Consider the following 4,198-nt stretch of genomic DNA (forward strand, 5'->3'; position numbering starts at 1 on the left):
GGCAATGGGTGTTAGCACCATGGCGTTTAACCTCAATGGTTTCAACTTCAACCAGTCGATTCTCGATTCTCAAGGTCGTGTAATCGGTACTTGGGCCGATGTGTTAAACCGCGCTGGTATCGGTATGGAAGTAATGCACGAGCGCAACGCTCACAACTTCCCCTTAGACTTAGCTAGTGGTGAACAGGCTCCTGTAGCTCTGATTGCTCCCGCTATCAATGGTTAATTCCTAGTCTGAACGAAAAGGCACTCCCGCAAGGGGGTGCTTTTTTGTTGTTAGAATCATAATATTCAAGGAGAGATTTATTGGCTTGATTGATGATACAAAAAAGTACGAATTTATCAATAGGAGTATTAACCGATGCAACTCGAAGACTACTTTAATTTTTTGACTCCCAATGACATTCGCTTAAAAAACTCCCGCATTGGCATTGAAACTATCTTATATGAATACATTTACCGCGCCCGTACCCCTGAAGAAATCGGGCAAATTTATCCTACCCTTACCCTAGAACAAATCCATGCCACTATTCTCTATTACCTGCACGAAAAAGACCGAGTTAGTCAATATCTGGCAGAATGGCTAGAACATTGTCAAAAAGGAGAACAAGAACAGGATTTAAACCCTCCCGCTTTTGTGGAGAAAATGCGGAAATTCAAGGCAGAAATAGCAGCAGAAAATATCAATGAGTATTCAGTATCTAATTGATGAAAATTTACCGCAGCTGTATCGGGAGCAATTATTGCGCCGTCACTCTGATTTAACGGTTTGGATGATTGGCGAACCTGGTGTTCCGTCGAAAAGCACCTTAGACCCAGAAATTTTAATTTGGTGCGAAGCAAATCACTTTATTTTAGTCACAAATAATCGGACTTCTATGCCTGTTCATTTAGCTGATCATCTGGCACAAAGTCGTCATAGTCCAGGGATTTTTGTCTTGCGTCCTAAAGCAACAATTAAAGAGATTATTGAGAATTTAATTCTCATTGCTTTATTAGGCGATGCCCAAGATTATCAAGACCGGATTACTCATATTCCTTTATAAATACTACTTGCTGTTTCTGTTTTATTTTTAGTTGTCTTAGGCGTTGAATCAGGGGAAATGAAGATAAACAATGGTTATTGGAGAAGTTACATCAATAATTAGGATTGAATAATCAAAAAATAACTAAACAGGTATTAATGGATAGTTGGAATGAAGCTTATAGTGATGGATCGGATGAATCAGAAACTTTGATGTTAGAGGGAATACGCCATCATCAACGCCAATTATCTGAGTAAATATGACGATTTTTCAAGGTGAGATTTATTGGATTGATTTAGGAGAACCACAAGGTTCTGAACCTGCTTATCTTCGTCCTTGTGTTGTGGTGCGAAATGATGCTCTGAATCAGTCACAAATTGGGACGGTTATTGTGTGTCCATTAACAACCAATTTGAGACGAGCAAAAGCTATTGGTAATGTTTTATTGAATGAGGGTGAAGGGAATTTACCTGAATCCAGTGTTGTTAATGTTTCACAGGTTTTTACGGTTGATAAACGTCTTTTAACGGAGTCTATCGGAAGACTTTCTTGGGAAAAAATCAAATTAATTATTCAGGGAATTAAGTTGGTTATTGAACCTCAAGAACTCGAATAATAGGGGTTATAAAAGGATTTAAATAATCCATTTTCTCTTAGACTTAGCTAGTAGTGAACAGGCTCCTGTGGCTCTGATTGCTCCTGCTATCAATGGTTAAGTTCTAATCAAATAATTACGACAAAAAAGGTCGGGGCGAACATTAGCTCACCCGGATCTTTTTTAATTGAAATTCACGGCCAAATCACCTGACCAATAACCACTTCTCACTCCAAGCACCGTTAACATTGAAACCACTGCGCGTAGGGGTGAAAGTAAGGGAACCGTAGTCGAAATTATTGCAGATTGTTCCGAAAATAGTGGCATGGACTCGCTCAGGTGGACAGATATCTCCGGCCCCGTAGCCATTCTTTCCGATAGTCCCCAGGTGGGAATAGGTGTTGCCATCCCAATCCCCATTACCGAACCAGGTTGTGTTGGCCGGACCTTCTTTCAGCATACAGCGCAGACCTTTGCCTCTGCGGTTTCCCGTCAAATCAGTTACCTGATATTGATTGAAATGACCACCATTCTGTTTACCGCAGGTTTTGGGACGGGGTAAGGGGTTGTAGTTAACAGAAGAAACCGAACGCCACTCCTCATTCCAAGCCCCAGTCACTCGAATCACTCCTGGTCTGACCGTTCGGATCTCGAGATTACCCGGATAGTTGAAGTTAGCATCCTCCCCGTTACCGTGAATGTCGGACGCAAACCCGACTAACATTCTGCCTCGGTCAATCGCCTGTCCCAGATGGCGGTAGGTAGCCCCTTCCCAGGTTCCTTCCCCGTACCAGGACAGACGGGGAATGCTTGAGCCTTGCTGTCCTTTACTGAATTTGACACAACGAATCCCAGTTCCCCGTCGGTTATCTAGCGAACGAACTATATATGTTTCTAGGTGGGGACCACAATTGAAGCGAGTAGCAGTAGTCAGACGGATCGGCTCTATTGGAATTTGAGCGAGGCTGGGCAAAGTTGCCACCAACAGGGCTATACCACTTAATACGATAGTCTTGACAGAACGTAGATTCATAATTTTTTCCTGAAATTGGGAAGCCGTGTTTACTTGCTAATTTCAGAATATTCGGAGTCTAAGGGTGATGTCAGTCCCAAAATAAGTGGAAATTGACGATTTCAATCGTTTCTACTTTTAGTAATAAAATAGAGGAACGTGGAAATTTATAGCAGTTTTCATAAGAATGAGTTATGGGCAAGGAGCTTAAACTCTTTGTTGGCATAACTTGTCGATACCTCAGTAACGTGAAAAGGGCTATATATCAGACTGTAATTTAAATGCAAGCCATTTACGCTCTTCAATCATCTTAGCGACAGGATGAACACTAGGCTTTTGATACCATTTCTGCCACATACTCTGTGCTGCGTTAAAAAATAGAGAAGAGGCATCAGCCCAAGTTAATTTTCGTTTAAAATTAAGTCACTAAGAAGATTCCCCGATTCATCTAGTACATTAATGCTAAAGATTTAGAAATTGAATCTCCTCCCGAACCTGAATTTGATTTTGAAATTGGGGGTTAGTCGCATTAGCTGACTTTAGTTCGGACTAAGAAGATTTGGTCATGACTTCCACGAAGAATAGAGCTAACCAGCTGCGGTAAAATTAGGGTTTCGGCTTATCCTCAACTTAGCTTAACTAGGAATAGGCCGATTTATGTTAGGTGCGCTATGTTATGTTATTATACAATGTATAATAACATAACGGGGATTGTCGTCATGGATATCGAACTAAAAAAATGGGGAAATAGTCTTGGATTCCGAATTCCCCACAAAATCGCTGAAAGCTTCGGACTCAATGAGAATTCAGTTGTTGAACTCACAGAATCAAAGGACGCTCTTGTGATTACCAAGAAGCCATGCAATCCGACGCTCGATCAGCTATTGGCCAGCATTCCGGAAGACTTTCAGTATCCAGAAGATATACTCGATTTCGTTGAAAGCGGGCCAAGTGGTAAGGAGATGATATGAATATTCGACGGGGAGAGGTAATCAGAATCAATTTGAACCCGACAAGTGGGAGAGAGCAATCAGGAGATGCGCGTCCCTGTCTGGTGCTGAGTCACGGGAAATTTAATGCTGACCGGAAAGGAATCGTCGTGGTGAGTCCCATAACAAGCACGATCAAGCCGGGGATCAAAACAATGATCCCTATTCCCGACGGTTTTGCGGTTCGCGGCTCGGTAATAGCCGAGCAGGTGAGAACGGTTGATCTTAATACTCGCTGGTGGAAAACAACCGGAGAGGTTCTACCATTCGAGTTTGTCAACCGCGTGGTCGCAACCTTAAGCGTGATTATCGGGTGACGACTATTTTTTCGATAGAAAACCGACAGACACCCCGAAATGGAGATTACCGATGCCCAATCCCCAACCCGCTCCCGATAGGGGTTCACCTTTGAGGGTTAAATACAGAAGCCAAAAAACTAACTAATATTATCCAAAATTACTCATGACTTGTGCTATAATCGTTCTATGAGTAAGTTAACCATATCGGAAGCCGCTAAATTGAAAGGTGTAAGCGTATCGACGTTAAGGCGTTGGGAGTCTGAAGGTAAACTAATTCC

Annotated in this window: 8 protein-coding genes and 1 pseudogene; 8 read left to right on the plus strand and 1 reads right to left on the minus strand. The window is 42.2% G+C overall.

Annotated features, from left to right (window positions below; translation table 11 throughout):
* From O9324_RS03270 to O9324_RS03285, 5 genes and pseudogenes are all read left to right on the plus strand, one after another.
* On the plus strand, nt 1-226 hold a 226-nt coding region (locus tag O9324_RS03270), incomplete at its 5' end, for a hypothetical protein (RefSeq protein WP_272079371.1).
* Nucleotides 227-361: 135 nt separating this feature from the next.
* On the plus strand, nt 362-709 hold the full coding sequence (locus O9324_RS03275) for a DUF433 domain-containing protein (RefSeq protein ID WP_045358164.1): 348 nt from the start codon (nt 362-364) through the stop codon (nt 707-709).
* Nucleotides 687-1,046 (plus strand): DUF5615 family PIN-like protein, encoded by a 360-nt coding sequence (locus O9324_RS03280; RefSeq protein ID WP_287629145.1) that lies wholly within the window; start codon nt 687-689, stop codon nt 1,044-1,046. The genes O9324_RS03275 and O9324_RS03280 overlap by 23 nt, the downstream gene beginning before the upstream one ends.
* A 47-nt stretch (nt 1,047-1,093) precedes the next feature.
* Nucleotides 1,094-1,282: pseudogene (locus O9324_RS27130) on the plus strand (hypothetical protein).
* Nucleotides 1,283-1,284: 2 nt separating this feature from the next.
* Nucleotides 1,285-1,641, plus strand: a complete 357-nt coding sequence (locus tag O9324_RS03285) for a type II toxin-antitoxin system PemK/MazF family toxin (protein ID WP_287629146.1) — start codon at nt 1,285-1,287, stop codon at nt 1,639-1,641.
* A gap of 184 nt (nt 1,642-1,825) precedes the next feature.
* Here O9324_RS03285 and O9324_RS03290 read toward each other — a convergent pair whose 3' ends face one another.
* Nucleotides 1,826-2,653 (minus strand): hypothetical protein, encoded by an 828-nt coding sequence (locus O9324_RS03290; protein ID WP_287629147.1) that lies wholly within the window; start codon nt 2,651-2,653, stop codon nt 1,826-1,828.
* 698 nt (nt 2,654-3,351) lie between these two features.
* Here O9324_RS03290 and O9324_RS03295 point away from each other — a divergent pair.
* The 3 genes from O9324_RS03295 to O9324_RS03305 all read left to right on the plus strand — a co-directional run.
* A complete protein-coding gene (locus O9324_RS03295; protein ID WP_287629155.1) occupies nt 3,352-3,603 on the plus strand; it encodes an AbrB/MazE/SpoVT family DNA-binding domain-containing protein in 252 nt (83 codons plus the stop codon).
* Complete coding sequence (locus tag O9324_RS03300; protein ID WP_002772504.1) at nt 3,600-3,938, plus strand: type II toxin-antitoxin system PemK/MazF family toxin; 339 nt, start codon at nt 3,600-3,602, stop codon at nt 3,936-3,938. Before O9324_RS03295 ends, O9324_RS03300 begins: the two co-directional genes overlap by 4 nt.
* A gap of 168 nt (nt 3,939-4,106) precedes the next feature.
* Nucleotides 4,107-4,198, plus strand: a 92-nt coding sequence (locus O9324_RS03305) for a MerR family transcriptional regulator (RefSeq protein ID WP_288139462.1), incomplete at its 3' end; no start/stop codon positions are given.

Source organism: Microcystis sp. LE19-84.1B (assembly GCF_027531875.1).
Lineage (GTDB): Bacteria > Cyanobacteriota > Cyanobacteriia > Cyanobacteriales > Microcystaceae > Microcystis > Microcystis panniformis.

Bases quoted from the DNA above. Each gene is read 5' to 3' on its own strand.
- O9324_RS03285 (WP_287629146.1), top strand. From the start codon at position 1,285: ATGACGATTTTTCAAGGTGAGATTTATTGGATTGATTTAGGAGAACCA.
- O9324_RS03295 (WP_287629155.1), top strand. From the start codon at position 3,352: ATGGATATCGAACTAAAAAAATGGGGAAATAGTCTTGGATTCCGAATT.
- O9324_RS03290 (WP_287629147.1), bottom strand. From the start codon at position 2,653: ATGAATCTACGTTCTGTCAAGACTATCGTATTAAGTGGTATAGCCCTG.
- O9324_RS03280 (WP_287629145.1), top strand. From the start codon at position 687: ATGAGTATTCAGTATCTAATTGATGAAAATTTACCGCAGCTGTATCGG.
- O9324_RS03275 (WP_045358164.1), top strand. From the start codon at position 362: ATGCAACTCGAAGACTACTTTAATTTTTTGACTCCCAATGACATTCGC.
- O9324_RS03300 (WP_002772504.1), top strand. From the start codon at position 3,600: ATGAATATTCGACGGGGAGAGGTAATCAGAATCAATTTGAACCCGACA.